General features: G+C 55.1%; 24 protein-coding genes. 19 read left to right on the top strand and 5 right to left on the bottom strand.

What is annotated here, in order from left to right; genetic code table 11:
• Window positions 1-108 precede the first annotated feature (108 nt).
• From pldB to KCR01S_RS24330, 3 genes are all read left to right on the top strand, one after another.
• Window positions 109-1,101, top strand: a complete 993-nt coding sequence (gene pldB / locus KCR01S_RS16080) for a lysophospholipase L2 (RefSeq protein WP_061283865.1) — start codon at window positions 109-111, stop codon at window positions 1,099-1,101.
• 41 nt (window positions 1,102-1,142) lie between these two features.
• The gene (yigL, locus tag KCR01S_RS16075) at window positions 1,143-1,943 is read left to right on the top strand and encodes a sugar/pyridoxal phosphate phosphatase YigL (protein WP_061283863.1); all 801 of its coding nucleotides are present in this window, start codon (window positions 1,143-1,145) and stop codon (window positions 1,941-1,943) included.
• A gap of 85 nt (window positions 1,944-2,028) precedes the next feature.
• Entirely contained in the window at window positions 2,029-2,928 is a 900-nt protein-coding gene (locus tag KCR01S_RS24330; RefSeq protein ID WP_072277167.1) for a carboxylate/amino acid/amine transporter, read from the top strand.
• Here the strand turns inward: KCR01S_RS24330 and metR are convergent.
• The gene (metR, locus tag KCR01S_RS16065; protein ID WP_061283861.1) at window positions 2,816-3,769 is read right to left on the bottom strand and encodes an HTH-type transcriptional regulator MetR; all 954 of its coding nucleotides are present in this window, start codon (window positions 3,767-3,769) and stop codon (window positions 2,816-2,818) included. The genes KCR01S_RS24330 and metR overlap by 113 nt on opposite strands.
• 234 nt (window positions 3,770-4,003) lie before the next feature.
• Here metR and metE point away from each other — a divergent pair, with 234 nt between their 5' ends.
• A complete protein-coding gene (metE, locus tag KCR01S_RS16060; RefSeq protein ID WP_061283859.1) occupies window positions 4,004-6,265 on the top strand; it encodes a 5-methyltetrahydropteroyltriglutamate--homocysteine S-methyltransferase in 2,262 nt (753 codons plus the stop codon).
• A gap of 41 nt (window positions 6,266-6,306) precedes the next feature.
• On the opposite strand, the gene KCR01S_RS16055 is transcribed toward metE, so the two are convergent.
• Window positions 6,307-7,119: a dienelactone hydrolase family protein gene (locus KCR01S_RS16055; protein WP_061283857.1), complete on the bottom strand. Its 813-nt coding sequence runs from the start codon at window positions 7,117-7,119 to the stop codon at window positions 6,307-6,309.
• 237 nt (window positions 7,120-7,356) lie between these two features.
• On the opposite strand from KCR01S_RS16055, the gene udp reads away from it, so the two are divergent.
• The 9 genes from udp (at window position 7,357) to tatD (ending at window position 15,235) form a co-directional block, all read left to right on the top strand.
• Window positions 7,357-8,118 carry a uridine phosphorylase gene (udp, locus tag KCR01S_RS16050; protein WP_052283963.1) on the top strand — a complete coding sequence of 254 codons (762 nt, stop codon included), beginning with the start codon at window positions 7,357-7,359 and terminating at the stop codon, window positions 8,116-8,118.
• 141 nt (window positions 8,119-8,259) lie between these two features.
• Window positions 8,260-9,669, top strand: a complete 1,410-nt coding sequence (gene rmuC, locus KCR01S_RS16045; protein ID WP_061283856.1) for a DNA recombination protein RmuC — start codon at window positions 8,260-8,262, stop codon at window positions 9,667-9,669.
• A 100-nt stretch (window positions 9,670-9,769) separates the two neighbouring features.
• A complete protein-coding gene (gene ubiE / locus KCR01S_RS16040) occupies window positions 9,770-10,525 on the top strand; it encodes a bifunctional demethylmenaquinone methyltransferase/2-methoxy-6-polyprenyl-1,4-benzoquinol methylase UbiE (protein ID WP_061283854.1) in 756 nt (251 codons plus the stop codon).
• Between the two features lie 13 nt (window positions 10,526-10,538).
• Window positions 10,539-11,144, top strand: coding sequence for a ubiquinone biosynthesis protein UbiJ (gene ubiJ, locus KCR01S_RS16035; RefSeq protein ID WP_061283852.1), 606 nt, complete (start codon window positions 10,539-10,541; stop codon window positions 11,142-11,144).
• Entirely contained in the window at window positions 11,141-12,781 is a 1,641-nt protein-coding gene (gene ubiB, locus KCR01S_RS16030) for a ubiquinone biosynthesis regulatory protein kinase UbiB (protein WP_061283849.1), read from the top strand. Before ubiJ ends, ubiB begins: the two co-directional genes overlap by 4 nt.
• Before the next feature lie 76 nt (window positions 12,782-12,857).
• A complete protein-coding gene (tatA, locus tag KCR01S_RS16025; protein ID WP_061283847.1) occupies window positions 12,858-13,112 on the top strand; it encodes a Sec-independent protein translocase subunit TatA in 255 nt (84 codons plus the stop codon).
• A 3-nt stretch (window positions 13,113-13,115) separates the two neighbouring features.
• Window positions 13,116-13,652, top strand: a complete 537-nt coding sequence (gene tatB / locus KCR01S_RS16020) for a Sec-independent protein translocase protein TatB (protein ID WP_061283845.1) — start codon at window positions 13,116-13,118, stop codon at window positions 13,650-13,652.
• Window positions 13,649-14,413, top strand: coding sequence for a Sec-independent protein translocase subunit TatC (tatC, locus tag KCR01S_RS16015; protein WP_061283843.1), 765 nt, complete (start codon window positions 13,649-13,651; stop codon window positions 14,411-14,413). Before tatB ends, tatC begins: the two co-directional genes overlap by 4 nt.
• A gap of 27 nt (window positions 14,414-14,440) precedes the next feature.
• Window positions 14,441-15,235, top strand: a complete 795-nt coding sequence (gene tatD / locus KCR01S_RS16010; protein ID WP_167348834.1) for a 3'-5' ssDNA/RNA exonuclease TatD — start codon at window positions 14,441-14,443, stop codon at window positions 15,233-15,235.
• 1 nt (window position 15,236) lies between these two features.
• Here the strand turns inward: tatD and rfaH are convergent, their stop codons facing one another.
• Entirely contained in the window at window positions 15,237-15,725 is a 489-nt protein-coding gene (gene rfaH, locus KCR01S_RS16005) for a transcription/translation regulatory transformer protein RfaH (RefSeq protein ID WP_061283838.1), read from the bottom strand.
• Between the two features lie 163 nt (window positions 15,726-15,888).
• Between rfaH and ubiD the strand changes: the two genes are divergently transcribed.
• Both ubiD and fre read left to right on the top strand, forming a co-directional pair.
• Entirely contained in the window at window positions 15,889-17,367 is a 1,479-nt protein-coding gene (gene ubiD, locus KCR01S_RS16000) for a 4-hydroxy-3-polyprenylbenzoate decarboxylase (protein ID WP_061283836.1), read from the top strand.
• Window positions 17,368-17,465: 98 nt separating this feature from the next.
• The gene (fre, locus tag KCR01S_RS15995) at window positions 17,466-18,167 is read left to right on the top strand and encodes an NAD(P)H-flavin reductase (RefSeq protein ID WP_061283834.1); all 702 of its coding nucleotides are present in this window, start codon (window positions 17,466-17,468) and stop codon (window positions 18,165-18,167) included.
• 155 nt (window positions 18,168-18,322) lie between these two features.
• Here the strand turns inward: fre and fadA are convergent, their stop codons facing one another.
• On the bottom strand, window positions 18,323-19,486 hold the full coding sequence (gene fadA / locus KCR01S_RS15990) for an acetyl-CoA C-acyltransferase FadA (protein WP_061283832.1): 1,164 nt from the start codon (window positions 19,484-19,486) through the stop codon (window positions 18,323-18,325).
• Window positions 19,487-19,495: 9 nt separating this feature from the next.
• Window positions 19,496-21,685, bottom strand: a complete 2,190-nt coding sequence (gene fadB / locus KCR01S_RS15985) for a fatty acid oxidation complex subunit alpha FadB (protein ID WP_061283831.1) — start codon at window positions 21,683-21,685, stop codon at window positions 19,496-19,498.
• Between the two features lie 191 nt (window positions 21,686-21,876).
• On the opposite strand from fadB, the gene pepQ reads away from it, so the two are divergent.
• The 4 genes from pepQ to hemG are packed head-to-tail and all read left to right on the top strand — an operon-like array spanning window position 21,877 to window position 25,862.
• The gene (pepQ, locus tag KCR01S_RS15980) at window positions 21,877-23,208 is read left to right on the top strand and encodes a Xaa-Pro dipeptidase (RefSeq protein WP_061283829.1); all 1,332 of its coding nucleotides are present in this window, start codon (window positions 21,877-21,879) and stop codon (window positions 23,206-23,208) included.
• The gene (locus KCR01S_RS15975) at window positions 23,208-23,822 is read left to right on the top strand and encodes an IMPACT family protein (RefSeq protein WP_061283828.1); all 615 of its coding nucleotides are present in this window, start codon (window positions 23,208-23,210) and stop codon (window positions 23,820-23,822) included. Before pepQ ends, KCR01S_RS15975 begins: the two co-directional genes overlap by 1 nt.
• A gap of 42 nt (window positions 23,823-23,864) precedes the next feature.
• On the top strand, window positions 23,865-25,316 hold the full coding sequence (trkH, locus tag KCR01S_RS15970) for a Trk system potassium transporter TrkH (protein ID WP_052283979.1): 1,452 nt from the start codon (window positions 23,865-23,867) through the stop codon (window positions 25,314-25,316).
• A 12-nt stretch (window positions 25,317-25,328) separates the two neighbouring features.
• Complete coding sequence (gene hemG, locus KCR01S_RS15965; RefSeq protein ID WP_061283826.1) at window positions 25,329-25,862, top strand: menaquinone-dependent protoporphyrinogen IX dehydrogenase; 534 nt, start codon at window positions 25,329-25,331, stop codon at window positions 25,860-25,862.
• Window positions 25,863-26,043 lie beyond the last annotated feature (181 nt).

The following is a 26,043-nucleotide window of genomic DNA, read 5'->3' as shown; positions in this document are numbered from 1 at the left end:
AGAATCTCCCTGATTGTCTGTTTTTATGCCACAATACGCTATTGTATGGGCGCTGTGTCAGGCGTCACGAAAAAACGATTTTCAGCGGTTAACTGGGGTGGAAGCCCGATGTTTCAACAGCAAAAGGATTGGAATACAAGAGAAAACGCGTTCGCTGCGTTTACGACCGGCCGCTTAATGGATTTCTGGCACGGTCGGGAAGAAGCCGCATTTATCGGCGTGGATAGCGTTCCGGTATGGTTTGTTCGTTTCAGTTCGCCTGCGCATGACCGGGTAATCGTCGTGTGCCCTGGGCGCATTGAAAGCTACGTGAAGTATGCCGAGCTGGCGTACGATCTCTTCCACAGTGGGTTTGATGTGTTAATCATCGACCACCGGGGCCAGGGGCGTTCCGGACGTATGCTTTCGGACTCGCATCGTGGTCATGTGGCGAAATTCAGCGATTATGTGGATGATCTTGAGGCCTTCTGGCAGCAAGAGGTATTACCGGGTCGCTGGCGCCAGCGGTTTATTCTCGCGCATTCCATGGGTGGGGCGATTGCGACGCAGTTTCTGCAACGTAAACCACAGGGCTGTGATGCTATCGCGCTTTGCGCGCCGATGTTCGGTATTATCATGCGCTTGCCGGAGTGGGTTGTCCGGCCGCTTCTCGATTGGGCTGAGGGCCATCAGCGTCTTCGGGAAGGGTATGCGATGGGGACCGGACGATGGCACGCGCTGCCATTCAGCGTTAATGTGTTGACCCACAGCCGCGAGCGCTATCGGCGGAATGTTCGTTTTTATGCTGATGAACCGCAGCTTCGCGTCGGCGGTCCCACCTATCATTGGGTGCGGGAAGGGATTCTGGCGGGGGAGAACATCCTTGCAAACGCCGCACAAGATACTTTCCCGGTCCTGCTGATTCAGGCGGAAGAAGAGCGGGTTGTTGATAACCGCATGCACGACCGCTACTGTACTATTCGCGCCGAAGCGGGCCATCCTTGTGATGGCGGTAAGCCGCTTGTCATACAAGGCGCCTATCATGAGATCCTTTTTGAAAAGGACGCTATGCGATCGGTCGCACTCACTGCCATTGTCGATTTTTTCCATCGACATCATTAATTCGGCGCCAGCGCCGCACTGTTTAGAGGTTAAATTCGTTTATGTACCAGGTCGTTGCGTCTGATTTAGATGGCACCTTACTCTCCCCTGACCACCACTTAACGCCGTATGCGAAAGAGACGTTGAAGCTGCTGACCGCACGCGGCCTGAACTTCGTCTTCGCCACCGGACGTCACTACATTGATGTTGGGCAGATCCGCGATAACCTCGGGATCAAATCGTATATGATCACCTCCAATGGCGCGCGCGTGCACGATGCCGAGGGAAAACAGGTCTTCGCCCATAACCTGGATAGCGACATTGCTGCCGATCTCTTCGGGATCGTGCATGCAAACCCGGACATCGTCACCAACGTTTACCGTGAAGACGAGTGGTTCATGAACCGTCACCGTCCGGAAGAGATGCGTTTCTTCAAAGAAGCGGTCTTCAACTACACGCTCTACGAACCGGGCCTGCTGGAAGCCGAAGGCGTCAGCAAAGTGTTCTTTACCTGCAATAGCCATGAAACGCTGCTCCCGCTAGAGCAGGCGATTAACGCGCGCTGGGGCGATCGTGTGAACGTTAGTTTCTCCACGTTGACCTGTCTGGAAGTGATGGCGGGTGGTGTGTCGAAAGGCCATGCGCTGGAAGCGGTTGCTAAAGCGATGGGTTACACGCTCAAAGACTGTATTGCTTTTGGCGACGGGATGAACGATGCCGAGATGCTGTCGATGGCAGGTAAAGGCTGCATTATGGAAGGTGCGCATCAGCGCCTGAAAGATCTGCACCCAGAACTCGAAGTGATTGGCTCTAACGCCGATGACGCGGTACCACACTACCTGCGTCAGCTGTACCTGGATTAAACATTGACGACTGGCTATTAAGTGGTCAGTTGTCAACTAACATCTCCGCTACAATGAATGCTCATCTTCCTATGAGACATTCATTGTGGCGCTCCTGATTATTACCACGATCCTGTGGGCCTTCTCGTTTAGCTTTTACGGCGAGTATCTTGCCGGACACATTGACAGCTATTTTGCCGTGCTGGTGCGCGTCGGCCTTGCTGCGCTGGTGTTTTTGCCGTTTCTGCGTACGCGCGGACACAGCCTGAAAACTATCGGCCTGTATATGTTGGTGGGCGCGATGCAGCTGGGCATCATGTATATGCTGAGCTTCCGGGCCTATCTGTACCTGACCGTTTCGGAGCTGCTGCTGTTTACCGTGCTGACGCCGCTCTACATCACCTTGATTTACGACCTGATGAGCGGGCGTCGCCTGCGCTGGAGCTATGCTTTCAGCGCGCTGCTGGCGGTGATTGGCGCAGGGATTATTCGCTATGATCACGTGACCAGCCATTTCTGGATGGGACTTCTGCTGGTTCAGCTCTCCAATATTACGTTTGCTATCGGGATGGTGGGCTACAAGCGCCTGATGGAAACCCGCCCTATGCCGCAGCACAACGCCTTTGCCTGGTTCTATCTGGGGGCGTTTGCGGTGGCGGTGGTGGCCTGGTCGCTTCTCGGGAATGCGCAGAAAATGCCGGAAACGATGCCGCAGTGGGGCATTCTGGTATTTCTTGGCGTGGTGGCTTCGGGGATTGGTTACTTTATGTGGAACTACGGTGCCACTCAGGTGGACGCCGGTACGCTAGGCATCATGAACAACATGCATGTGCCTGCGGGGCTGCTGGTTAACCTGGCCATTTGGCACCAACAGCCTCACTGGCCGACCTTCCTTACAGGGGCTGCGGTGATCCTGGCCTCACTGTGGGTACATCGGCGTTGGGTCGCTCCGCATTCTTCACAAACGGCAGATGATCGCAAGCGTGGTTCCGCGCTGAGCGAATAAACGCATCCATCACCGGCTGACGCTGCTCGCCATCGCGCACGGCGGCGTACAGCCGGCTCCACAGGCCTTCGCCCAGGGTTTTGGTCACAATAAGGCCCTGGCGCTCAAAACTCTCCACCACCCAGTGCGGCAGCGCGGCAATGCCCATGCGCGCTGACACCATCTGAATCAGCAGCAGAGTGTTATCCACGCTTTTAAGCTGTGGGCTGATACCGGCTGGCAGCAGGAAGTGACGCCAGATATCCAGACGCTGGCGCTGCACCGGGTAAATTAGCAGCGTTTCTGCCGCTAAATCTTCTGGCGTAATGCGGGCTTTGGCCGCCAGCGGGTGATCCGGCGACAGCACCAGACGCACTTCAAAATCAAACATTGGTGAGTAGTGCAGACCGCTGCGCGGCAGGATGTCGGAGGTCAGTACGATATCCAGTTCGCTTTGCTGTAGAGCTGGCTGTGGGTCGAAGGTGACGCCGGACTTAAAGTCCATCTCGACCTGCGGCCACTGCTTATGGAAATTCTCCAGCGCGGGCGTCAGCCACTGAATACAGCTGTGGCATTCAATCGCGATGCGCAGCGTCGCCTGCTGCGGTTCATTACAGGCCTGCAGCGCCTGACCAATCTGCGGCAGCACCTGGTTTGCCAACTGCAGCAGGATCTCGCCTTGTGGCGTAAAGCGTAATGGCTGGCTCTTACGCACAAATAGCCGAAAGCCAAGGCGCTGTTCCAGATCGCTGAACTGGTGAGAAAGGGCGGATTGGGTCTGGTGCAGCGTCGCAGCGGCGGCCGCTAGCGAACCACTATTCCGCAACGCCTGGAGCGTTTTCAGGTGTTTAATCTCGATCATGAAAGTCCTTCACTTCGGCATGAACAATTTGCGCTTGAGGAATATACAGTACCTGTCGATTATGGATGTGTAAACATCTGGACGTCTAAAATCCATGGTCTTTTAAATTTATGGTGCGTTGGCTGCGTTCATGCGCTCAGTGACTGGCTCAAATCAGTGTCTGAATATTCATGAATATGCCGCCTTCCATAAATTGAAAATCCATAAGATTTAAATACTTATGAGAGGCATATCATGACTATTCAAAACCACACCCTCGGTTTCCCTCGCGTCGGCCTGCGTCGTGAGCTGAAAAAAGCGCAAGAGAGCTATTGGGCGGGTAACGCCTCCCGTGAAGAGTTACTGGCGACAGGACGCGAGCTGCGCGCCCGTCACTGGGATCAGCAGAAACAAGCCGGTATCGATCTCCTGCCGGTGGGGGACTTCGCCTGGTACGATCACGTTCTGGCGACCAGTCTGCTGCTGGGCAACGTACCTGCTCGCCACCAGAACCAGGACGGCACCGTCGATATTGACACCCTGTTCCGTATTGGCCGTGGCCGCGCGCCAACCGGTGAGCCTGCGGCGGCGGCAGAAATGACCAAATGGTTTAACACCAACTATCACTACATGGTGCCGGAGTTCGTTAAAGGCCAGCAGTTTACGCTGACCTGGACCCAACTGCTGGATGAAGTGGACGAGGCGCTGGCACTGGGCCACAAGATCAAACCCGTTCTCCTGGGGCCCGTCACCTATCTGTGGCTTGGTAAAGTGAAAGGCGAAGCCTTTGACCGTCTGAGTCTGCTGAACGATATTCTGCCGGTTTACCAACAGGTACTGGCCGAGCTGGCGAAACGCGGCATCGAGTGGGTACAAATCGATGAACCGGCGCTGGTGCTGGAGCTGCCAAAAGAGTGGCTGGATGCGTTCAAACCAACATACGATGCGCTGGCCGGGCAGCTCAAACTGCTGCTAACCACCTATTTTGAAGGCGTGACGCCAAACCTGGATACCATCACCACGCTGCCGGTACAGGGCCTGCACGTTGACCTGGTCCACGGCAAAGATGATGTCGCAGAGCTGCACAAACGTCTGCCGGCTGACTGGCTGCTGTCTGCCGGGCTGGTGAATGGTCGTAACGTCTGGCGCGCCGATCTCACGGAAAAATACGCGCAAATTAAAGAGATCGCCGGCAAACGCACGCTGTGGGTGGCCTCTTCTTGTTCGCTGCTGCATAGCCCAATCGATCTCAGCGTGGAAACGCGTCTCGATGCGGAGGTGAAGAGCTGGTTTGCCTTCGCACTGCAAAAATGCGCTGAGCTGGCGCTGCTGCGCGATGCGCTAAACAGCGGTGATACCAAGGCTATCACCGAATGGAGCGCGCCGATTCAGGCCCGTCGTCACTCTACCCGCGTACACAATGCGGCAGTAGAAAAACGTCTGGCGGCGATTACCGCACGCGACAGCCAGCGTGATAGCGCCTATCCGGTACGCGCTGAAGCCCAGCGTGCGCGTTTTAATTTACCGGCATGGCCAACCACGACCATCGGTTCATTCCCGCAAACCACCGAGATCCGCGGCCTGCGCCTGGATTTCAAAAAGGGAAATCTTGATGCCGGCAACTATCGCACCGGTATTGCCGAGCACATCAAGCAGGCGATTATTGAGCAGGAGCGTCTGGGGCTCGATGTGTTGGTCCACGGGGAAGCGGAACGTAACGACATGGTGGAGTATTTCGGCGAACATCTGGACGGTTTTGTCTTTACCCAGAATGGCTGGGTGCAGAGCTATGGTTCTCGCTGCGTGAAGCCACCGGTGGTGATTGGCGACGTCAGCCGTCCGGAAGCAATTACCGTGGAGTGGGCGAAGTACGCGCAGTCGCTGACTGACAAACCGGTGAAAGGCATGCTGACCGGGCCAGTGACCATTCTTTGCTGGTCGTTCCCACGTGAAGATGTGAGCCGTGAAACCATTGCCAAACAGATTGCGCTGGCGCTACGTGATGAAGTAGCGGATTTAGAGGCGGCCGGTATCGGTATCATTCAAATCGATGAGCCGGCACTGCGCGAAGGTTTACCGCTGCGCCGCAGCGATTGGGCGGCCTATCTCGAATGGGGCGTGGAGGCCTTCCGCATTAATGCTGCGGTGGCGAAGGACGAAACGCAGATCCATACCCACATGTGTTACTGCGAGTTCAATGACATCATGGATTCCATTGCGGCGCTGGATGCTGACGTGATTACCATTGAAACCTCGCGTTCCGATATGGAGCTGCTGGAGTCATTCGAAGAGTTCGATTACCCGAATGAAATCGGGCCGGGCGTATATGATATTCACTCTCCAAACGTCCCGAGCGTCGAGTGGATTGAAGCCCTGCTGAAGAAAGCGGAGCAGCGGATCCCGGCGGAACGTCTGTGGGTTAACCCTGACTGCGGTCTGAAGACCCGCGGTTGGCCAGAAACCCGTGCGGCGCTGGCGAATATGGTGAAGGCCGCGCAAAATCTGCGTCAGGCGTAACAATAAACGGAGGCGAAAGCCTCCGTTTTACGTTTCAGTGGTTAACTCTTTTTCCCGGCATACTGCGCAAACCACGCCAGCATTCTCTGCCAGCCGTCTTTGGCCGACTCCTCATGATAGCTCGGGCGGTAGTCCGCGTTAAACGCGTGGCCGGCCTCCGGATAAACGACAATTTCTGCTTTTGCATTGGCCGCACGCAGCGCCTGGCGCATGGTCTCCACCGATTCGAGAGAGATTCCGCTATCCTGACCGCCGTACAGTCCTAGTACTGGCGCACTCAAATCGACCGCAACATCGACCGGATTCTTCGGGCTGTTCAACGTTTTATCGCCGGTCAGACGGCCGTACCAGGCTACCGCCGCTTTGAGCTGTGGGTTATGCGCCGCATACAGCCATGCTATACGCCCACCCCAGCAAAAGCCGGTCACCGACAGACGGTTAGCGTCGCCGCCGTGACGCGCAGCCCAACTGGCGACGTGGTCGAGATCGCCCAGCACCTGTGCGTCAGGCACTTTCGTCACCAGGCTACTGAATAGCGTCGGGATATCATCGTAATCATCGGGGTCGCCCTGGCGGAAGTAGAGTTCCGGTGCGATAGCCAGGTAGCCCTCCAGCGCCAGACGACGACAGATATCGCGGATGTGTTCGTGGACGCCAAAAATCTCCTGCACTACGATGATTACCGGGAGAGGCGCATCGCTATGTTTGGGACGGGCGTGATAAGCCGGCAGCGTATCCCCCTGTGAGGGAATGGAGGTTTCTCCCGCCGTGATGGCCTCTTCGGGCGTATGGACGGTGGTTGAGGCATGAGGTGAAGCAGCAGGTGCAAATCCAGGTTGTTTGTTGATTGTCATGGCATTCTCCGTACCCTTGAAATGAACTCATAGCAGAATCACAGTGCCTCAATACGGCGTAATTTTGTGCAGCAGACGATCACAATAACTTGTTAGTGTGATGTTAATCACTAATTGCGTGGAATTTAATGTAATAATTTTAGTCCTTAGTGATGGTAGTCACGAAAAAGAGTCGTGGTCTTCTATAAAGTACATTTTTGCTTCTTCTGACAAAACTGAACCACAGAGGAGTTCTTTATGTCCAAGTCTGATGTTTTTCATCTCGGCCTCACTAAAAACGATTTACAAGGGGCTACGCTGGCTATCGTCCCCGGTGACCCGGAGCGTGTGGAAAAGATCGCCGCGCTGATGGAAAAGCCGGTAAAACTGGCATCTCATCGTGAATTTACCTCCTGGCGCGCTGAACTTGATGGCAAGTCAGTGATCGTCTGCTCAACCGGTATTGGTGGCCCATCCACCTCGATCGCCGTGGAAGAACTGGCGCAGCTGGGTATTCGCACCTTCCTGCGTGTTGGTACCACCGGTGCCATTCAGCCGCATATCAACGTTGGTGACGTGCTGGTGACCACCGCGTCCGTGCGTCTTGATGGCGCGAGCCTGCACTTTGCACCAATGGAATATCCAGCGGTAGCCGACTTTGCCTGTACCACCGCGCTGGTGGAAGCGGCGAAAGCCGTTGGCGCAACGACCCACGTGGGCGTCACCGCCTCTTCTGACACCTTCTACCCGGGCCAGGAGCGCTATGACACCTTCTCCGGCCGCGTCGTGCGTAACTTCAAAGGCTCGATGGAAGAGTGGCAGTCAATGGGTGTGATGAACTACGAAATGGAATCGGCCACCCTGCTGACCATGTGCTCGAGCCAGGGTCTGCGTGCGGGTATGGTCGCTGGCGTTATCGTCAACCGTACCCAGCAGGAAATTCCTAACGCTGAAACCATGAAGCAAACCGAAAGTCATGCGGTGAAAATCGTGGTAGAAGCCGCGCGTCGCCTGCTGTAGTTTCTCCTTCCTTGATAAAAGGCCGACTCGTTCGGCCTTTTTCTTTTTGCATCGCGCTTCGCAGGAAACTGCTTTAAAACTGGACGTTTATACAGCACAATTCTATTTTTGTGCAGATAACGGATTCAATCAGGGGGCGTTGTGGATATTGCCGTGGTGATTTATGCGTTGGTGGCGCTGGCAGGCATGGCGATTGGCTGGCTGGCAGCGAGCTATCGCGTGGCGCAGCAGCGGGCCGAACAGCTTGCGGAAGAACGCGATGTGTACGGTGAACTGAGTGCGGCGAAACAGCAAATCGCCCAGAATGCCCACTGGCGAGAAGAGTGTGAACTGCTCAATAACGAGCTACGCAGCCTGCGGGAGCTCAACTCTTCGCTGGAGGTCGATCTCCGGGAGGTGACGACGCTGTTGGAAACCACCCGCCAGCACGGTGACGAAAAATATCGACTGATGCTCAACAGCGAGCAGCGTTTGAGTGAGCAGTTTGAAAATCTGGCTAATCGTATCTTTGAACAGAGTAACCGCCGCGTTGATGAGCAAAATCGCCAGAGCTTGCAGGGCCTGCTGACGCCGCTGCGTGAGCAGTTGGATGGCTTCCGCCGCCAGGTTCAGGATAGCTTCGGCCAGGAGGCGCGCGAACGCCATACATTGGCGCATGAAATTCGTAACCTGCAGCAGCTGAATGCCCAGATGGCACAAGAAGCCGTGAACCTGACCCGGGCGCTGAAAGGTGATAATAAAACCCAGGGCAACTGGGGTGAAGTGGTGCTGACTCGCGTGCTGGAGGCTTCCGGGCTACGTGAAGGGCATGAGTATGAAACCCAGGTCAGCATCAATACGGATGCCAACGCCCGTATGCAGCCGGATGTGATCGTCCGTTTGCCGCATCGCAAGGATGTGGTGGTCGATGCCAAAATGACGCTGGTGGCCTACGAGCGCTATTTCAATGCTGAAGATGACTATACCCGCGAAGTCGCGCTGCAGGAGCACATTGCGGCGGTGCGTAACCATATCCGTCTGCTGGGGCGCAAAGACTACCAGCAGTTGCCGGGGCTGCGATCGCTGGACTACGTGCTGATGTTTATTCCCGTTGAGCCGGCGTTTTTACTGGCGCTGGATAGGCAACCAGAGCTAATTAGCGAAGCGCTAAAAAATAATATTATGCTGGTGAGCCCAACGACGCTGCTGGTGGCGCTGCGCACGATTGCTAACCTGTGGCGCTATGAGCATCAAAGCCGAAATGCGCAACATATTGCTGAACGTGCCAGCCGCTTATATGACAAAATGCGCCTGTTCGTTGATGATATGTCGTCCATCGGGCAAAGCCTCGATAAGGCTCAGGACAACTACCGCCAGGCGATGAAAAAGCTCACCTCCGGCCGCGGCAATCTGTTGGCTCAGGCAGAAGCGTTCCGCCATCTTGGTGTTGAGGTGAAGCGCGAGATAAATCCGGATCTGGTCGAGCAGGCGACATCGCAGGATGATGAGTTCCGGCTGCGCGACGACGAACCGTTGAATGAGGGTAATCCGTTAGCGGAACAGCGTCGCTAATGCAGCGACAAGACGGATTTCGTAACGGGGTGGAATCGTAGGGCAATCGGGCCCAATCTGTTACACTCCATGAACATTTTCTTGATAAGCAGGCATAGAGATGGTTGAGGATTCACAAGAAACGACGCACTTTGGCTTTCAAACAATTGCCAAAGATCAGAAGGTAGACATGGTGGCGCATGTATTCCATTCTGTCGCCGCAAAATACGATGTTATGAATGACCTGATGTCATTCGGTATTCATCGTCTCTGGAAGCGTTTTACCATTGATTGCAGCGGCGTGCGCCGTGGACAGACAGTTCTCGATCTGGCGGGCGGCACGGGCGACCTGACGGCGAAATTCTCGCGTATGGTGGGCGAAACCGGGCGCGTAGTTCTGGCCGATATTAACGACTCCATGCTGAAGATGGGGCGCGAAAAACTGCGTAACATCGGCGTCGTTGGCAACGTCGAATACGTACAGGCGAATGCGGAAGCGCTGCCGTTCCCGGACAATACCTTCGACTGCATCACCATCTCCTTTGGCCTGCGTAACGTCACCGATAAAGATAAAGCGCTGCGTTCCATGTACCGCGTGCTGAAGCCGGGTGGTCGCCTGCTGGTTCTTGAGTTCTCCAAACCGATTATCGACCCGCTGAGCAAAGCCTACGACGCCTATTCGTTCCACATTCTGCCGCGCATTGGTGAAATGGTGGCGAACGACGCGGACAGCTACCGCTATCTGGCCGAGTCCATCCGTATGCACCCAAATCAGGAAACGCTCAAAGAGATGATGCAGGATGCGGGCCTGGAAAACGTGGATTACTACAACCTGACCGCCGGGATTGTTGCGCTGCATCGTGGTTATAAATTCTGATTGAGGTGCTGCTATGCCTTTAAAACCCTTAGTGACCGGCAGCATTGAGACCGCCATAAATACGCTGCTTTGGCGGGAAAAGGCCTTAAAGCCTGCTCGCCAGCGTCTGATTGGCAAAGTGCTGCGCATTGAGCTCAAAGAGTTCTCATCGCCGCTGGTGCTCGTCTTTAGCGAGCGTCAGGTTGATGTGCTGGGCGCGTGGGAAGGTGAGGCAGATTGCACGGTGATCACTCGCGTCAGCGTATTACCGCAGCTGCGAAACCGTCAGCAGCTGACTGCGCTGATCCGCAATAACGATCTTGAAGTGCAGGGCGACCTCCAGGTGGTACAAAACCTGGTCTCGCTGGCCGATCTGGCTGAGTTTGATCCCGCAGAACTGCTGGCGCCCTATACCGGCGATATTGCCGCCGAGGGAGTGAGTAAATTTCTGCGCGGCGGGGCAAAATTTTTACAGCAGGGGCTGGCACGTCAGCAGCGCTACGTTGCAGAAACGCTGACTGAAGAGTGGCGCCTTGCACCGGGTGCGCTGGAAATCGCCTGGTTTGCTGAAGAAACGATGGCCGTTGAGCGCGAGCTTGCCGCCCTGACCAAACGGTTGGAAAAACTGGAGGGGAAATGACGCCAGGAGAATTACGGCGCCTGTATTTTATCATCCACACCTTTTTGAGCTACGGGCTTGATGAGCTCATTCCCAAAATGCGTATCACGCTGCCGCTGCGCATCGGGCGTCGGCTGCTGTTTTGGATGCCAAATCGCCACAAAAATAAACCCCTCGGAGAACGTCTGCGTTTGGCGCTGCAGGAGCTTGGTCCAGTGTGGATCAAGTTTGGTCAGATGTTGTCTACCCGTCGTGACCTTTTCCCGCCTAATATCGCAGATCAACTGGTGATGTTGCAGGATCGCGTCGCGCCGTTCGATGGCAGGTTAGCAAAACAGCAAATTGAAAAGTCGATGGGGGATATTCCCGTCGAAAGTTGGTTTGACGATTTTGACATCGAACCGCTGGCTTCGGCGTCAATTGCCCAGGTACACACTGCGCGCTTAAAAGAGAATGGCCGGGAAGTGGTTATCAAGGTGATCCGCCCGGACATCCTGCCTATCATCAAGGCGGACATGAAGCTTATCTACCGTTTGGCGCGCTGGGTGCCTCGCCTGCTGCCGGATGGACGCCGTCTACGCCCTGTAGAGGTTGTTCGCGACTATGAAAAAACGCTGCTCGATGAACTGAACCTGCTGCGTGAAGCGGCGAATGCCATCCAGCTGCGTCGTAACTTCGAAAATAGCCCGATGCTGTATGTACCGGAAGTGTATTCCGACTACTGCCGCGTCGATATGCTGGTGATGGAGCGCATTTACGGTATTCCGGTGTCGGATATTGAGACGCTTGAAAAGCAGAATACCAACATGCAGCTGCTGGCAGAGCGCGGCGTACAGGTGTTCTTTACTCAGGTATTCCGCGACAGTTTTTTCCATGCCGACATGCACCCCGGCAATATTTTTGTGAGCTACGAGCACCCTGAAGACCCACAGTATATCGGCATTGACTGCGGTATCGTTGGCTCTCTGAATAAAGACGATAAGCGCTATCTGGCAGAGAACTTCATCGCTTTCTTCAACCGTGACTATCGCAAAGTCGCCGAGCTGCACGTTGACTCCGGCTGGGTGCCTGCGGATACCAACGTCGAAGAGTTTGAGTTTGCTATCCGTACCGTGTGCGAACCTATCTTCGAAAAACCGCTGGCCGAAATCTCGTTTGGCCACGTGCTGCTGAATCTGTTTAACACCGCGCGGCGCTTCAATATGGAAGTCCAGCCACAGCTGGTGTTACTGCAAAAGACATTACTTTACGTAGAAGGGGTAGGACGTCAGCTCTATCCTCAGTTAGATTTATGGAAGACGGCAAAACCATTCCTCGAATCCTGGATTAAGGATCAGGTCGGTATTCCGGCGCTGTTCCGCGCGTTGAAAGATAAAGCGCCGTTCTGGATCGAAAAAATGCCGGAATTACCGGAGCTGGTGTATGACAGTCTGCGCCAGAGCAAGCAAATGCAGGCCAGTCTTGCGAAAATTTCGCAGGATATGGCAACGCATCATACCCGACAGGGGCAGTCGCGTTATCTCTTTGGTATAGGCGCGGTTTTACTCCTGAGCGGTACAGTATTACTGGTTTACCGCCCGGAATGGGGCCTGACACCCGCATGGCTTATGGCCGGAGGATTGGTGGTATGGCTTGCAGGCTGGCGAAAGACGCGCTGATTTTTGCGTCGCTAACAGGGCGCTGCATAACGTATAATGCGCGCTGATTATTTCATCATCTATCAGAGGAACATGTATGGGTGGTATTAGTATTTGGCAGTTGCTGATTATCGTCGTTATCGTGGTTCTGCTTTTTGGGACTAAAAAGCTGAGCTCACTGGGGTCGGATTTAGGCGCGTCCATCAAAGGCTTTAAGAAAGCCATGGGTGATGAAGACGACAAAAAAGAGAAGCCGAGCCAAGATGCAGATTTCACTGCGCAATCAATTACTGATAAGCAGGAAAGTGCGAAGAAAGACGAAGCGAAACGCCACGACAACGAGCAGGTGTAATTCGTGTTTGATATTGGTTTCAGTGAACTGCTGCTGGTGTTTGTTATTGGCCTCGTGGTATTGGGGCCAAAACGTCTGCCGGTTGCAGTGAAGACGGTTGTTGGCTGGATCCGGGCGCTGCGCTCGCTGGCAACAACCGTACAAAATGAGCTGACGCAGGAGCTTAAACTCCAGGAATTTCAGGATAGCCTGAAGAAAGTGGAGAAAGCGAGTCTGGATAGCCTGACGCCTGAGCTGAAGGCTTCGATGGATGAGCTGCGTGAAGCGGCTGAGTCGATGAAGCGTTCTTACTCTGCGCACGATCCTGAAAAGGCGAGTGATGAGGCCAATACTATCCATAACCCTGTGGTGAAGGATAAGGACGCCGCGCAGCCGGCCGCGACAGAGCCGCAGCCGGCGCACGCTGACGAGCCGGTTTCGTCACCGGCAGAAGCCCCGGCACCCGCCGCGGAAGCGGCCAAACCGGTCGAGAAAGAGAAAGTTTCTGCGGCTGCCGTTCCTGATTCATCCCCCGCATCGAGTGATAAATCGTCAACATGAGCGTAGAAGATACTCAACCCTTGATCGCTCATTTAATTGAGCTGCGTAAGCGTCTGCTGAACAGCATCATTGCGGTCATCGTTATTTTTCTGGCGTTGGTTTACTTCGCCAACGACATTTATCAGCTGGTGTCAGCACCGCTGATTAAACAGCTGCCGCACGGGGCGACAATGATCGCCACCGACGTCGCATCGCCGTTTTTCACGCCGATCAAGCTGACGTTTATGGTTTCGCTGATCCTCTCCGCGCCGGTGATTTTGTATCAGGTATGGGCGTTTGTCGCCCCCGCGCTGTACAAGCACGAACGCCGGCTGGTGATGCCATTACTGGTCTCCAGTACTCTGCTGTTTTATATCGGCATGGCGTTTGCCTACTTCGTGGTGTTCCCGCTAGCGTTTGGATTCCTGACGCACGCGGCACCGGTTGGGGTACTGGTATCCACGGATATCAAGAGCTATCTCGATTTCGTGATGTCGCTGTTTATCGCGTTTGGCGTGTCATTTGAAGTACCGGTAGCGATTGTGCTGCTGTGCTGGGTTGGCGTGACCACGCCGGACGATCTGCGTAAAAAGCGTCCGTACGTGCTGGTTGGTGCCTTCGTGGTTGGCATGCTGCTGACGCCGCCGGATGTGTTCTCGCAGACGTTGTTAGCCATCCCGATGTACTGTCTGTTTGAAGTGGGGCTGTTTTTCTCCCGCTTCTACGCCGGGAAGCGAGCGACGCGTGATGAAGACGCCGAAGCAGAAGAAACAGAAGAATAACCAACCGCCCGTTAGGGCGGTTGTCATATGGGAGCCCTGATGTTTGATATCGGTGTTAATCTAACCAGTTCACAGTTTTCTCGCGATCGCGACGAGGTTGTCGCACGTGCCCACGCGGCAGGCGTACACGGCATGCTGTTGACCGGCACCAATCGTCATGAAAGCGAGGAAGCGCAGCGACTGGCAGAACGTTTTGAACGCTGCTGGTCTACCGCAGGTGTTCACCCGCACGATAGCAGCAGTTGGTCACCGGATGTGGCCGATGCAATCTATACGTTGGTGAACAAACCGGAAGTGGTGGCGGTGGGTGAATGCGGCCTCGACTTTAACCGTAATTTCTCAACGCCTGCGGAGCAGGAAACAGCGTTTAGCGCCCAGTTAGCGATAGCCGCCGAGCTGGGAATGCCGGTATTCCTGCACTGTCGCGATGCGCACGATCGTTTTTTTGCGCTGCTGGAGCCCTGGCTTGATCATCTGCCGGGCGCCGTGCTGCACTGCTTTACCGGCTCGCGGGATGAGCTACAGGCGTGTCTCGACCATGGGATGTTTATCGGTATCACCGGCTGGGTCTGCGATGAGCGCCGAGGGCTGGAACTCCGGGAGCTGCTGCCGATGATACCGGCAGATCGTCTGTTGCTGGAAACCGATGCTCCGTACTTGTTACCGCGCGATATGAGACCGAAACCGGCATCGCGTCGTAATGAACCGGCGTTCGTGCCGCATATTCTGGCGCGCGTTGCCGAATGGCGAGGCGAAGAGGCACAATGGCTGGAAGGCGTCACAGACAGCAACGCCAGACAGTTGTTTAATATCGAATTTTAACTCAGGATTTACGGAAGTCGGTGTTTTTAACGCTCTGTTTGATCTGCTTGTTGAGCAGATTGAGCAGCAGCATTGAACGGGCTTCCCCATCGGGTTCAGCAAAGATAGCCTGCAATCCTTCGAACGCGCCTTCGGTGATGACGACGCTGTCGCCGGGGTAAGGCGTTTGTGGATCGGTGATGTCATCCGGCTGGTAGATAGAGAGCTGGTGAATCACAGAAGAGGGGACCGTTGCCGGGTGGATACCGAAACGGACAAAATGGCTCACGCCGCGGGTCGCGCTGATGGTCGTGGTGTGAATCACTTCCGGGTCAAATTCCACAAACAGGTAGTTCGGGAACAGCGGCTCGCTAACGGTGGTACGCTTGCCGCGCACCATTTTTTCCAGGGTGATCATCGGCGTCAGGCAATTCACCGCCTGCCGTTCAAGATGTTCCTGGGCGCGCTGAAGTTGCCCACGTTTGCAGTACAGTAAATACCAGGCTTGCATAATGACTCGTTTCCGCTATTTAGCGCGAAAGCATAACAAAAGTGCCGTCAAATCGCGATGTTGATTATCGCGGCTTTAATTTACGCTAATTTAACAAAATTACAGCATCACGGAACCATTCGCCGTATAATGAGGCGCTTACCAGGAGGCCAATAATTACCCTATGAAATACCAAGACCTACGCGACTTTCTGACACAGCTTGAGCAGCAGGGTGAACTCAAGCGTATTAGCCTCCCGGTTGATCCCCATCTGGAAATTACCGAAATTGCCGACCGCACCTTACGTGCCGGTGGACCTGCGTTACTCTTTGAAAATCCTATTGGTTACTCCATGCCGGTGTTGTGCAATCTGTTCGGTACGCCGAAACGTGTTGCGATGGGGATGGGGCAGGAAGATGTCAGCGCGCTGCGAGAGGTGGGTAAATTATTAGCCTTTTTGAAAGAGCCTGAGCCGCCAAAGGGGTTCCGCGATCTGTTCGATAAGCTGCCGCAGTTCAAGCAAGTATTGAATATGCCGACAAAACGCCTGCGTGGAGCACCTTGTCAGCAAAAAATCATTTCTGGGGATGACGTTGATTTGTCCCGCATCCCGGTGATGACCTGCTGGCCAGAAGACGCGGCGCCGCTCATTACCTGGGGGCTGACGGTGACCCGTGGGCCGCACAAAGAGCGGCAGAACCTGGGGATTTATCGCCAGCAGGTGATTGGTAAAAACAAATTGATTATGCGCTGGCTGTCGCATCGCGGCGGCGCGCTTGATTTTCAGGAGTGGTGCGCGGCGCATCCGGGAGAGCGGTTCCCGGTCTCAGTTGCGCTCGGCGCCGATCCCGCCACTATTCTGGGGGCGGTAACGCCGGTGCCGGACACGCTGTCTGAGTATGCCTTCGCGGGCCTGCTGCGCGGGACCAAAACGGAAGTGGTGAAGTGTCTTTCGAACGACCTGGAAGTACCTGCGAGCGCTGAGATTGTCCTTGAGGGCTATATTGAGCCCGGAGAGATGGCGCCGGAAGGCCCGTATGGTGACCATACCGGCTACTACAACGAAGTGGATAGCTTCCCGGTCTTTACCGTCACCCACATTACCCAGCGTGAAGACGCTATCTATCACTCGACCTATACCGGTCGCCCACCGGATGAACCGGCGGTGCTGGGCGTAGCGCTGAACGAAGTGTTCGTGCCGATTCTGCAAAAACAGTTCCCTGAAATTGTTGATTTCTATCTGCCGCCGGAAGGGTGTTCATATCGCCTGGCCGTCGTCACCATGAAAAAACAGTACGCGGGGCATGCAAAACGCGTGATGATGGGTGTATGGTCGTTTTTACGGCAATTTATGTACACAAAGTTCGTGATTGTCTGCGATGATGACGTGAACGCACGTGACTGGAACGATGTGATATGGGCGATTACGACCCGCATGGATCCTGCGAGGGATACTGTGCTGGTAGAAAACACGCCGATTGATTATCTTGATTTCGCCTCGCCGGTTTCCGGTTTGGGGTCGAAAATGGGGCTGGATGCCACCAATAAGTGGCCTGGGGAAACCCAGCGCGAGTGGGGCCGCCCGATTAAGAAAGATCCCGCCGTTACGGCGCGTATCGATGAAATCTGGGATGAACTGGCCATTTTTTCCGACGATAAATGATAAATACACCCCCTAAATCATTGGCGGAGCGGGAGGCGGTAAATGCCTGTGCCGCGTCAATGATGATGATGGGGGAGAAGACCCGACAGAGGGAGCGCATGACAACCTTAAGCTGTAAAGTGACCTCGGTGGATGCGATTACCGATACGGTATATCGCGTTCGTTTAGTACCCGAAGCTGCCTTCTCATTTCGTGCCGGCCAGTATCTGATGGTGGTGATGGATGAGCGCGATAAACGCCCGTTCTCCATGGCTTCTACGCCGGATGAAAAAGCCTTTATCGAGCTTCACATCGGCGCCTCAGAGCTGAACCTGTACGCTATGGCGGTAATGGACCGAATTCTCAAAGAGCGCGAAGTCGAAGTAGATATTCCACACGGCGAGGCCTGGCTGCGCGATGAGGACGAACGTCCTCTGGTGCTGATTGCCGGCGGCACGGGCTTCTCCTATGTGCGTTCTATTCTGCTGACCGCGCTGGCGCGTAACCCGAATCGTGATGTCGCGATTTACTGGGGGGGCCGCGAAGAGAAGCATCTGTACGATCTTTCTGAGCTGGAAGCGCTGTCGGTGAATCACCCGAATCTGCGCGTTGAGCCGGTGGTTGAGCAGCCGGAAGAGGGTTGGCGCGGTCGTTCTGGCACCGTACTGACGGCGGTTCTGCAGGATTACGGTACGCTGGCTAACCACGATATCTACATTGCGGGTCGCTTTGAAATGGCGAAAATTGCCCGTGACCTGTTCTGTAACGAACGTCAGGCGCGTGAAGACCGTCTATTTGGTGATGCGTTCGCATTCATCTGATAAGCCAATAAAAAGCCCGCCCCTGACAGGCGGGAAGAACGGCAACTAAACTTTTTTGTAATAAGGTTGCTTGCCGGATAGCGGCGCTAGCACGTCTTATCCGGACGATCACATTGCTCGCCCCGGTCCCGTTATGCGGTACCGGGGCGTGTTTTTTATACCCGCTCGATAACTGTCGCGATGCCCTGGCCTAAACCGATACACATGGTTGCCAGACCAAACTGAGCGTCTTTGCGTTCCATCAGATTCAGCAGGGTGGTGGTGATACGCGTTCCGGAACACCCAAGTGGATGACCCAGTGCGATCGCCCCGCCGTTGAGGTTGATCTTCTCGTCAATCTGCTCCATCAGCCCCAGATCTTTGATGCACGGCAGGATCTGCGCGGCAAATGCTTCATTCATCTCAAACAGGTCGATATCGCTCGCCGACAGACCCGCTTTCTTCAGCGCCAGCTTTGACGCGGGAACCGGGCCATAACCCATAATCGAAGGGTCGCAGCCGACAACCGCCATCGAACGAATGCGGGCACGCGGCGTCAAGCCCAACGCGCGGGCGCGGCTTTCGCTCATCACCAGCATCGCGGACGCGCCGTCGGAAAGTGCAGAAGAGGATCCTGCTGTGACGGTACCGGTAACCGGATCGAATGCTGGGCGCAGAGTGGACAGCGCTTCAACGGTGGTCTCCGGGCGGATAACCTCGTCGTAGTTAAACTGTTTTAGCACGCCGTCCGCGTCATGGCCGCCGGTAGGAATGATTTCATTCTTAAAGGCCCCGGACTGAGTCGCGGCCCAGGCACGCGCATGGGAGCGGGCGGCGAATGCGTCCTGCATTTCACGGCTGATACCGTGCATGCGGGAGAGCATTTCTGCCGTGAGGCCCATCATGCCTGCCGCCTTGGCGACGGTACGGCTCATACCCGGGTGGAAATCGACGCCATGGCTCATCGGCACGTGGCCCATATGTTCAACGCCGCCGACCATACAAACCTGCGCATCGCCGGTCATGATCATACGCGCCGCGTCGTGCAGAGCTTGCATGGAAGAACCACACAGACGGTTGACGGTATTCGCCGGAACCGAATGAGGAATTTCCGCCAGCAGCGAGGCGTTACGGGCAATATTGAAGCCCTGCTCCAGCGTCTGCTGCACGCAACCCCAATAGATGTCGTCGATAGCCGCGGCTTCCAGCGCCGGATTACGCGACAGCAGGCTACGCATCAGATGAGCGGAGAGATCCTCCGCGCGCACGTTGCGGAACGCGCCGCCCTTTGAACGGCCCATTGGGGTACGAATTGCATCAACAATAACAACCTGTTCCATCGTGACTCCTTAAGCCGTTTTCAGCTCACCAGCCGGGCGGGCTGGCTCAACCGGGGGATAGTACGCTTCGTTGTGGCGGGCTTTGTCGCGCAGACCGGCCGGGACTTCATACAACGGGCCGAGATGCTGATACTGCTGCGCCATATCGAGGTACTTCGCGCTACCGAGCGTATCCAGCCAGCGGAATGCGCCGCCGTGGAACGGAGGGAAGCCGAGACCGTAAACCAGCGCCATATCCGCTTCCGCAGGGCTGGCGATAATGCCTTCTTCCAGGCAGCGCACCACTTCGTTGACCATCGGGATCATCATACGGGCGATAATCTCTTCTTCGCTGAAGTCGCGTTTTGGTTGGCTGACGTCAGCCAGCAGGCCGTCCACCGCCGGATCTTCTTCTTTCTTCGGCTTACCTTTGCTGTCTGCTTTATAGCGCCAGAAGCCCAGACCATTTTTCTGCCCGTAGCGGCTGGCATCAAACAGCGCGTCGATAGCATCGCGGTAATCTTTGTGCATCCGCTGTGGGAAGCCTGCAGCCATGACGGCCTGTGCATGGTGCGCGGTATCAATCCCGACCACATCCAGCAGATAGGCAGGACCCATTGGCCAACCGAAGACTTTTTCCATCACTTTATCGACTTTGCGGAAGTCGGCACCGTCGCGCAGTAGCTGGCTGAAACCGGCAAAGTAAGGGAACAGCACGCGGTTGACGAAAAAGCCCGGGCAGTCGTTCACCACAATTGGGGTTTTCCCCATTTTGCTGGCCCAACTAACCACTTTTGCAATGGTGCTGTCGGAGGTCTTCTTACCGCGGATGATTTCAACCAGCGGCATACGGTGTACGGGGTTGAAGAAGTGCATCCCGCAGAAGTTTTCCGGGCGTTCAAGCGCATCGGCCAACTCACCAATAGGAATGGTCGAGGTATTGGAGGCGAGGACGGTATCCGGGCGAACCTTTTGTTCGGTCTCGGCCAGCACCGCCTTTTTCACTTTCGGGTTTTCGACAACCGCTTCAACGACAACGTCAACGCGGTCAAAACCTGCATAGTCGAGGGTCGGTTGAATGGTCGAGATCACGCCCGCCAGCTTCAGACCGTCAATTTTGCCGCGCTCCAACTGCTTGTTGAGCAGCTTACTGGCCTCATTCATACCGAGGGTCAGCGATTTCTCGTTAATATCCTTCATGATAACCGGCACGCCCTTCCAGGCGGACTGGTAAGCGATACCGCCGCCCATGATGCCAGCACCCAGTACGGCAGCATGTTTTGGTGGTTCGGTGTTTTTGGTCAGTTTCTTTGCCTGACCTTTGACAAATTGGTCGTTCAGGAAAATGCCGACCAGCGCACGGGCTTCATTAGAATGGGCCAGTGGAACAAAGCTTTTGTTTTCGAGATTCAGCGCTTCTTCACGGCCAAAACGAGCCGCGGCTTCGATGGTCTTCACCGCCGTGATTGGTGCCGGGTAATGTTTGCCCGCCGTCTGCATCACCATGCCTTTAGCGATAGTGAAGCTCATGGTGGCTTCAATCTTGCTGAGCTTCAGCGGCTCCAGTTTTGGCTGGCGCTTGGCTTTCCAATCGAGATCGCCGTTAATCGCCTGGCGCAGTACGGCCAGCGCGCCATCGAACAATTTCTCCGGTTTCACCACGCCGTCGACCAGACCGATTTTCAGCGCCTGTTCGGCTCCCACATCTTTACCCGCGGCGATAATCTCCAGTGCGCTATCCGCACCCAGCAGACGCGGCAAACGAACGGAACCGCCAAAGCCCGGCATAATGCCGAGTTTGGTTTCCGGCAGGCCGATACGCAGGTCCGGCGTAGCCAGACGGAAGTCGGTGGCTAGCACGCATTCGCAGCCGCCGCCCAGCGCGTAACCATTAATGGCCGAAAGGGTGGGAACCGGTAAATCTTCCAGGCGGTTAAAGACGCTATTGGCGAAGTGCAGCCACTGGCTGAACTGTTCTTCAGGGACGAGGAACAGTGAAAGAAATTCGGTGATATCCGCGCCGACAATAAAGGCCGCCTTTTCAGAGCGCAGCAGCAGCCCTTTCAGCTCTTTTTGTTTTTCGAGGACCTCGAGCGCCTGGCCGAGGCTGGCGACGGTCGCAGTATCAAGTTTGTTAACGGAACCGGGGGCATCGAACACCAGTTCGGCAATGCCATCTTCCAGCCAGTTGAGGTATAGGGTGTCGCCTTTGTAGAGCATGTCAGTCTCCTGAATCCAGCAAGGTGATCTGGTCGTACCAGATAAAGTCGAGTGTGTATTTTGTGTTAAATAAATGCAAATGACTCTTTAAATATTTGCTGGTCGGATCACGTCCGGTGGAAATCACGCAGGGTGAGTGAGGTGTGCTAATATGCGGGGACTTGAGGGCAAAATATTCAGAAGGGTAAATAATGGAATCACTGGCCGCACTCTATAAAAATCATATTCTTACCTTACAAGAGCGGGCGCGTAACGCACTCGAGCGTTTTAAGCTTGATGCGCTGCTTATCCACTCTGGCGAGCTGATGAATGTTTTTCTGGATGACCACGCGTACCCGTTCAAGGTCAACCCACAGTTTAAAGCGTGGGTGCCGGTCACTCAGGTGCCAAACTGCTGGCTGCTGGTTGACGGGGTGAACAAACCGAAACTGTGGTTCTATCTGCCGGTGGACTACTGGCATAACGTTGAACCGCTGCCGACTTCGTTCTGGACGGAAGATGTTGAAGTGATCGCCTTGCCAAAGGCTGACGGTATTGGCAGTCTGCTGCCCGCCGATCGCGCCAATATCGGTTATATCGGTCCGGTTCCGGAGCGTGCGCTGGGCTTAGGCATCGCTGCGAACAATATCAACCCGAAAGGGGTGATTGATTACCTGCACTACTACCGTGCCTATAAGACCGACTACGAGCTGGCGTGTATGCGGGAAGCGCAGAAGATGGCGGTTAATGGCCATCGCGCGGCAGAAGAAGCCTTCCGTTCCGGGATGAGTGAGTTTGATATCAACCTTGCTTACCTGACGGCCACCGGCCACCGTGATACCGATGTGCCTTACGGCAACATCGTGGCGCTGAACGAACACGCTTCCGTGCTGCACTACACCAAACTCGATCATCGCGCGCCGTCTGAAATCCGCAGTTTCCTGCTCGATGCCGGGGCCGAGTACAACGGCTATGCTGCCGATCTCACCCGTACCTGGGCGGCGCACAGCGATAACGACTATGCGCATCTGGTTAAAGACGTAAACACCGAGCAGCTGGCGCTGATCGCGACCATGAAGGCCGGCACCAGCTATGTGGACTACCACATTCAGTTCCATCAGCGAATTGCCAAACTGCTGCGTAAGCATCAGATCGTGACCGACATGAGTGAAGAGGCGATGGTGGAAAACGACCTGACCGGTCCGTTTATGCCGCATGGTATTGGCCATCCGCTGGGTCTGCAGGTTCATGATGTTGCGGGCTTTATGCAGGATGATACCGGCACGCATTTGGCAGCGCCGTCGAAGTATCCGTACCTGCGCTGTACCCGTATGCTGGAGCCGCGTATGGTGCTGACCATCGAACCGGGCATCTACTTTATTGAGTCCCTGCTCGCGCCGTGGCGTGAAGGTCAATTCAGCAAACACTTCAACTGGCAGAAAATTGAAGCGCTGAAGCCGTTCGGCGGTATTCGTATTGAGGATAACGTGGTGATCCACGAGAACAATATCGAAAACATGACGCGCGACCTGAAACTGGCCTAATGGACAGTTGGCGAATACCGGCCGCGCCGGTCACCTTCGTTGAAGAGATCAAGAAAAGCCGTTTTATCACCCTGTTGGCGCATACCGATGGGGTTGAGGCGGCAAAGGCGTTTGTCGAATCGGTCCGTGCCGAACACCCGGATGCCCGTCACCACTGTGTGGCGTGGGTGGCGGGAAAGCCTGATGATTCGCAGCAGCTCGGATTCTCGGATGATGGTGAACCGGCGGGTACGGCCGGAAAACCGATGCTTGCCCAACTGATGGGGAGCGGTATCGGTGAAATTACCGCCGTCGTGGTGCGCTACTACGGCGGTATCCTGTTGGGGACCGGTGGTTTGGTAAAGGCCTACGGCGGTGGAGTGCAGCAGGCACTCAATCTACTGACCACACAGGTTAAGACGCCGCTAACCGAATATACTCTGTCATGCGAATACGGACAGCTCGCGGGTGTCGAAATGCTGGTTGAACAGCATGCTGGGCAAATCGTCGCCAGTGACTATCAGGCTGCGGTGCAGCTTCGCCTGGCTCTTCCTCAGGCTAAAGTGGCTGATTTTTCCGCAAGGCTGGCTGATTTTAGTCGTGGTTCATTGCAATTGTTAGCGATTGACGAATAATCCCCCTCCAGACTTTATTGAATATCAAAGGACGCGCCGGAAATGCATTTTCGTGCCATTACTCGAATTGTTGGACTTCTGGTCATCTTATTCTCGGGGACAATGATCCTGCCGGGGTTGGTGGCTTTGATTTACCGCGATGGCGCCGGGCGCGCATTTACCCAGACCTTTTTTGTCGCACTGGCGATTGGTTCGCTGCTGTGGTGGCCGAACCGTCGGGAAAAGGGCGAGCTGAAATCACGTGAAGGGTTCCTGATTGTTGTCCTGTTCTGGACGGTGCTGGGGAGCGTGGGTGCGTTGCCGTTTATCTTCTCCGAACAGCCGAACCTGACGGTGACCGATGCGTTCTTTGAATCGTTTTCGGGGTTGACTACTACCGGCGCGACAACGCTGGTGGGGTTGGATTCGCTACCGCATGCGATCCTCTTTTATAGACAAATGCTGCAATGGTTTGGCGGCATGGGGATCATCGTACTGGCGGTCGCTATCTTGCCTATCCTCGGCGTCGGTGGGATGCAGCTTTATCGGGCAGAGATGCCAGGGCCGCTGAAAGATAACAAAATGCGCCCACGTATTGCTGAAACGGCTAAAACCCTGTGGCTAATCTATGTGTTACTGACGGTGGCCTGTGCTCTCGCATTATGGTTTGCCGGGATGCCGGCGTTTGACGCCATCGGTCATAGCTTCGCAACCATCGCTATCGGCGGTTTCTCGACACACGATGCCAGCGTCGGCTTCTTTAATAGCCCGACCATCAACACCATTATTGCTATCTTCCTGCTGATCTCCGGCTGTAACTACGGCCTGCACTTCTCTTTATTAAGCGGGAGAAGTCTGAAGGTTTACTGGCGTGACCCGGAATTTCGCATGTTTATTGGCGTCCAGTTAACGCTGGTGGTGATCTGTACGCTGGTTCTGTGGTTCCACAATATCTACGCGTCGGCAGTGACGACGCTAAACCAGGCTTTCTTCCAGGTTGTCTCGATGGCAACCACGGCGGGCTTTACGACTGACAGTATTGCGCGCTGGCCGCTATTCCTGCCGGTACTGCTATTGTGCTCGGCGTTTATCGGCGGCTGTGCAGGGTCAACGGGTGGTGGTCTGAAGGTGATTCGTATTCTGCTGCTGTTCAAGCAGGGGAACCGTGAGCTAAAACGCCTCGTCCACCCGAATGCGGTCTATAGCATTAAGCTGGGCAGCCGCGCGCTGCCGGAACGTATTCTTGAAGCCGTGTGGGGATTTTTCTCTGCTTACGCACTGGTCTTTATTATTAGTATGTTGGCGATCATCGCCACCGGGGTGGATGACTTCTCGGCGTTTGCTTCCGTTGTCGCCACGCTCAATAACCTTGGGCCGGGTCTTGGCGTGGTGGCGGACAACTTTGCCAGCATGAACCCGGTGGCGAAGTGGATCCTGATTGCGAATATGCTATTTGGTCGTCTTGAGGTCTTTACGCTGCTGGTGTTGTTTACCCCAACATTCTGGCGCGAATAACAGGAGTCCGCGTTGAAAACATTAATGCTCTTTTCTACCCGTGATGGGCAGACGCGCGAAATTGCTGCCTACCTTTGTTCCCAGCTTAATGAGTTGGGAACGGATACCGCGATGATCGACCTGAATCGTACCGACGATATCGAATGGCAGCTGTATGACCGGGTTATTATTGGTGCCTCTATTCGTTACGGCCATTTCCATCCCGCGCTGGATCGTTTTGTGAAAAAACACGCCGCGGTATTGCAGTCGATGCCCAGTGCGTTCTTCTCAGTAAACCTCGTTGCCCGTAAACCGGAAAAACGTTCACCGCAGACCAATAGCTATACGCGCAAGTTCCTGTTGCGTTCACCCTGGCAGCCGGATAGCTGCGCGGTGTTTGCTGGTGCGCTACGTTACCCACGCTATGGGTGGTTCGACCGCTTTATGATCCGACTGATAATGAAGATGACCGGCGGCGAAACGGATACCCGTAAAGAAGTGGTTTATACCGATTGGGAACAGGTCGCAGGTTTTGCCCGAGAAATTGTGCAACTTTCACGCAAATAGGGCGCTAATTCGGCGCATTGCCTGGAAAATGAGCGAACGAAAACATTTTTCAGATTTATGCTTGCGGGATCTCAATTTGCCCCTATAATGCGACCCCACTGAGACGGAACAACGGCAAACAAGCCGCCGGGTCAGCGAGGTTCTCCTGAGAACTTCGGCAGAGAAAAGCGAAATTAAACGC

It is taken from the genome of Kluyvera cryocrescens NBRC 102467, from assembly GCF_001571285.1.
Classification (GTDB): Bacteria; Pseudomonadota; Gammaproteobacteria; order Enterobacterales; family Enterobacteriaceae; genus Kluyvera; species Kluyvera cryocrescens.
This window is presented reverse-complemented; position numbering and strand designations above follow the sequence as displayed.

Bases quoted from the DNA above. Each gene is read 5' to 3' on its own strand.
- pldB (WP_061283865.1), top strand. From the start codon at position 109: ATGTTTCAACAGCAAAAGGATTGGAATACAAGAGAAAACGCGTTCGCT.
- yigL (WP_061283863.1), top strand. From the start codon at position 1,143: ATGTACCAGGTCGTTGCGTCTGATTTAGATGGCACCTTACTCTCCCCT.
- metR (WP_061283861.1), bottom strand. From the start codon at position 3,769: ATGATCGAGATTAAACACCTGAAAACGCTCCAGGCGTTGCGGAATAGT.
- metE (WP_061283859.1), top strand. From the start codon at position 4,004: ATGACTATTCAAAACCACACCCTCGGTTTCCCTCGCGTCGGCCTGCGT.
- KCR01S_RS16055 (WP_061283857.1), bottom strand. From the start codon at position 7,119: ATGACAATCAACAAACAACCTGGATTTGCACCTGCTGCTTCACCTCAT.
- udp (WP_052283963.1), top strand. From the start codon at position 7,357: ATGTCCAAGTCTGATGTTTTTCATCTCGGCCTCACTAAAAACGATTTA.
- ubiE (WP_061283854.1), top strand. From the start codon at position 9,770: ATGGTTGAGGATTCACAAGAAACGACGCACTTTGGCTTTCAAACAATT.
- ubiJ (WP_061283852.1), top strand. From the start codon at position 10,539: ATGCCTTTAAAACCCTTAGTGACCGGCAGCATTGAGACCGCCATAAAT.
- ubiB (WP_061283849.1), top strand. From the start codon at position 11,141: ATGACGCCAGGAGAATTACGGCGCCTGTATTTTATCATCCACACCTTT.
- tatA (WP_061283847.1), top strand. From the start codon at position 12,858: ATGGGTGGTATTAGTATTTGGCAGTTGCTGATTATCGTCGTTATCGTG.
- tatC (WP_061283843.1), top strand. From the start codon at position 13,649: ATGAGCGTAGAAGATACTCAACCCTTGATCGCTCATTTAATTGAGCTG.
- tatD (WP_167348834.1), top strand. From the start codon at position 14,441: ATGGGAGCCCTGATGTTTGATATCGGTGTTAATCTAACCAGTTCACAG.
- rfaH (WP_061283838.1), bottom strand. From the start codon at position 15,725: ATGCAAGCCTGGTATTTACTGTACTGCAAACGTGGGCAACTTCAGCGC.
- ubiD (WP_061283836.1), top strand. From the start codon at position 15,889: ATGAAATACCAAGACCTACGCGACTTTCTGACACAGCTTGAGCAGCAG.
- fre (WP_061283834.1), top strand. From the start codon at position 17,466: ATGACAACCTTAAGCTGTAAAGTGACCTCGGTGGATGCGATTACCGAT.
- fadA (WP_061283832.1), bottom strand. From the start codon at position 19,486: ATGGAACAGGTTGTTATTGTTGATGCAATTCGTACCCCAATGGGCCGT.
- fadB (WP_061283831.1), bottom strand. From the start codon at position 21,685: ATGCTCTACAAAGGCGACACCCTATACCTCAACTGGCTGGAAGATGGC.
- pepQ (WP_061283829.1), top strand. From the start codon at position 21,877: ATGGAATCACTGGCCGCACTCTATAAAAATCATATTCTTACCTTACAA.
- KCR01S_RS15975 (WP_061283828.1), top strand. From the start codon at position 23,208: ATGGACAGTTGGCGAATACCGGCCGCGCCGGTCACCTTCGTTGAAGAG.
- trkH (WP_052283979.1), top strand. From the start codon at position 23,865: ATGCATTTTCGTGCCATTACTCGAATTGTTGGACTTCTGGTCATCTTA.